Raw genomic sequence first — 2,982 nt, 5'->3', positions numbered from 1 at the left:
TCGACCAGCTGGCCGCCCTGATCAAGACCCGGCTCAAAAAGATGCAGTACCGGCCCGGCCTCATCCGCGGCTACATCGACAAGACCGGACTCACACCCCCGTAACCCTCGCCATTAATGATCTCTAGAGCTCGGACCCTTGTTTCGCTCAAACGTGTGAGTACCTCCGGCTTTTCTGGAGGAAGCGCGGCTGTCTGCTCCAGGCTGTCATCCACTGCTTGATCGCATCGAGCCTGCTGCAGGGGCGGGGGTGGCTGGTGGCAGTTGAGTCGGCCGTGGTGAGTTTCCGTACGCCGGACCAGGTGGTTGAAGACGAACCGTGGGAGAGCACCGGTAGTGCCACGTTGGCGGCGGTGACACCGTGGAGGACCTTCCGTTGGTACAAGGGCCAGAAGCACTACTCGGGTACGTACTGGTCCTCCACCATGCGCGATCATGTGATCTACGAGTCGCGTCTCGAACTGGCCCGGCTGCTGTTCGATGACTTCGCCCCGTCTGTTCGCCGCATCCTGGCACAGCCGTTCCTGCTCAAAGCCGATGTCGAGGGGAAGCGGCGCAAGCACATCCCTGACTACTTGCTGATCACCGGAGACGGTCCGGTCGTTGTGGACGTCAAGCCGAGGCATCGGGTGACGAAGCCGGAGGTGGCGTTCACCTTCGCCTGGACCCGGCGGGTGGTGGAAGCGCGGGGATGGCAGTACGTCGTCTGGAGCGAGCTACCTCCGGCAGTACTGGAAAACGTGCGGTTCCTTGCCGGGTATCGCCGTGACTGGCTCTTCGATGGAGCCTTGCTTGATGAGGTCCGGGCCATGGGCTTGGACGGGCGGACACTTGGCGAGCTGGGTGAACTGCTTCCGGAGCGCGAGCCGGAGGAGATCCGTTCCGTGGCCCTGCATCTTCTCTGGGGCGGCGAGGTGGTCACCGACCTGAGCACACCGATCAGCAGCCGCCATGTCCTGAAGGTCCCGCAGTGAGCCGGGCAGGAACCCGGGTGGGGGTCGGCACCCGGTTCCGCTATGACGGCGAGACCGTCGAGGTGATCGAGTTGGCGATCACCTCGAACGGCAACGAGGCAGTACTCAAGGACGGCCGGGGCAAGTTGATTCGGCTGGGCGTGAAGGAACTGCTGCTGTCTGACCGGGCTCGCGTGATCCCGGAGGGTCCCGGGCCGTCCGGTGACCATGACGAAGACATCGCCGGTGTCGTGCTGAGCCAGCTGTCGGAGGCTGAGCAAGACGGAGTACGGGAGCGGGCAGCCCACATTCGTGAGGTCCTGACGGGCTACCGGTCGGGAACGCCGGAATTGGTGGCGGGCGGGGAGCCGAGGCCGGAATACCTGCCTGACGTCTTGCTTGGTGACCGTTACGCGAGCAAGGCGGCTGAAATCGGCGTCACCGTTCGCACCATCGAGCGGTGGGTGCGGGACTACCGCCGTGGCGGCGAGGCGGGTCTGGCGGCCGCGGGACGGCCGGCACGGGGGCGGGCCACCAAGGTGGACGACCGGTGGGTGGAGACAGCCAGGGAAGTAATGGTCGAACATACCGGAGAGTCGAAGCCGTCCCGCACGATGGTGATCGAACGGACCCGGGCCCGGGTGATCGCGAGGTTTGGTCCGGACGTCGTGCCGCAGCCTAGTCGGGCCACGGCCTTCCGGATCCTTGAGGAACTGGAGGACCAGCACCCGCTGTTCCGGATGAGTACGAAGCGGAACCGGGACATCGCCGACCGGCCGGACGGGCCCTACGGCAAGCTGCGGCCGACCAGGCCGGGCGAGTACTTGCTGATGGACTCCACCAGGCTGGACGTGTTCGCCTTCGACCCGTTCACGCTGCGGTGGGTGCAGGCCGAGCTGAGCGTCGGCATGGACTGGTACACCCGTTGCATCACCGGGATCCGCCTCACCCCGGTGTCGACGAAGGCAGTGGATATTGCCGCAGTGCTCTACCAGTCGTTCCGCCCACCGCCAGCGGGAAGAAACTGGCCGCGCTACGCGGTCTGGCCCGAGCACGGCATCCCGCGGACCGTCCTGGTCGACACGGCTGTCGCCGAAGGAGCTGGCGCTTCGGGCCCCGTCCTGGTTCCGGAGACCCTGGTCATCGACCACGGCAAGCCCTACGACTCCGAGCACCTGACCAGCGTCTGCCGGAGGATGGGGATCTCGATCCAGCCAGCGAGGCTGCGGACGGGCCGGGACAAAGGGCCCGTGGAAAGGTTCTTTCGCACCCTGCGCGAGGGGCTGCTGCAAGCGCTGCCCGGCTACAAGGGGCCAGACATCCATTCCCGGGGCGAACACGCGGAGGGCGACGCGTTCTTCTTCCTGCACGAGCTGGAGGCGATCATCCGGGAGTGGGTCGCGGTGGTTTACCACCACCGACCTCACGCAAGCCTGGTCGACCCCGGATTGCCTGGGCTGCGGATGTCCCCGGCGAAGATGTTCGAGCACGGCATGGCCCGGGCCGGCTACATCGAAGCACCCCGGGACCCGAACCTCGCCTACGAGTTCCTGAAGACCGAATGGCGCACGATCCAGCACTACGGCGTCGAGATCAACCGCCGCCGCTACAACGGGCCCGGTCTCAAGGGCCTCAGCGATGTCCGGAGTCCGTACGATGGCCCGGTCAAGAACGGCTGGCCATTCCAGGTCGACCCCGACGACATCACCCGGATCTACTTTCGGGCCCCGGACCGCTGCTGGCATGCCCTGACCTGGGAGCATGCGCCAGCGGCTGGAATGCTGCTGAGCGAGGACGCTCTGATCTTCGCCAGGAAGCTGGCCGCCGCGAAATACCGCTACCCCGACGACCGGCTCGCGGTCGCCGACCTGCTGGAACGCTGGAACCTCGGCCTGGGCACGACGCTAGAGATCATTAATGGTGGGTGTTCTCGGCTTGGTGACGGGTGAGTGCGGGTTCGCTATGCCGTAGGTATGAGGTATCCGGATGGTGGCGGTCTCACCGCCGAGGAGCGGGCTCGACGGGAGCGT

At 65.9% G+C, this 2,982-nt stretch carries 2 protein-coding genes; both read left to right on the top strand.

The genetic code is table 11. The features are described 5' to 3' along the window. Positions 1-217 precede the first annotated feature (217 nt). Entirely contained in the window at positions 218-973 is a 756-nt protein-coding gene (locus GPA10_RS43275) for a TnsA-like heteromeric transposase endonuclease subunit (protein WP_246260689.1), read from the top strand. Beyond that, entirely contained in the window at positions 970-2,901 is a 1,932-nt protein-coding gene (locus GPA10_RS41470; RefSeq protein ID WP_343041905.1) for a helix-turn-helix domain-containing protein, read from the top strand. Before GPA10_RS43275 ends, GPA10_RS41470 begins: the two co-directional genes overlap by 4 nt. Positions 2,902-2,982: the final 81 nt, after the last annotated feature.

Source organism: Streptomyces typhae (genome assembly GCF_009755605.1).
Classification (GTDB): Bacteria; Actinomycetota; Actinomycetes; order Streptomycetales; family Streptomycetaceae; genus Streptomyces; species Streptomyces typhae.
Note: the sequence above shows the minus strand (reverse complement) of the source record. Positions and strands in the feature narration are given on the sequence as shown.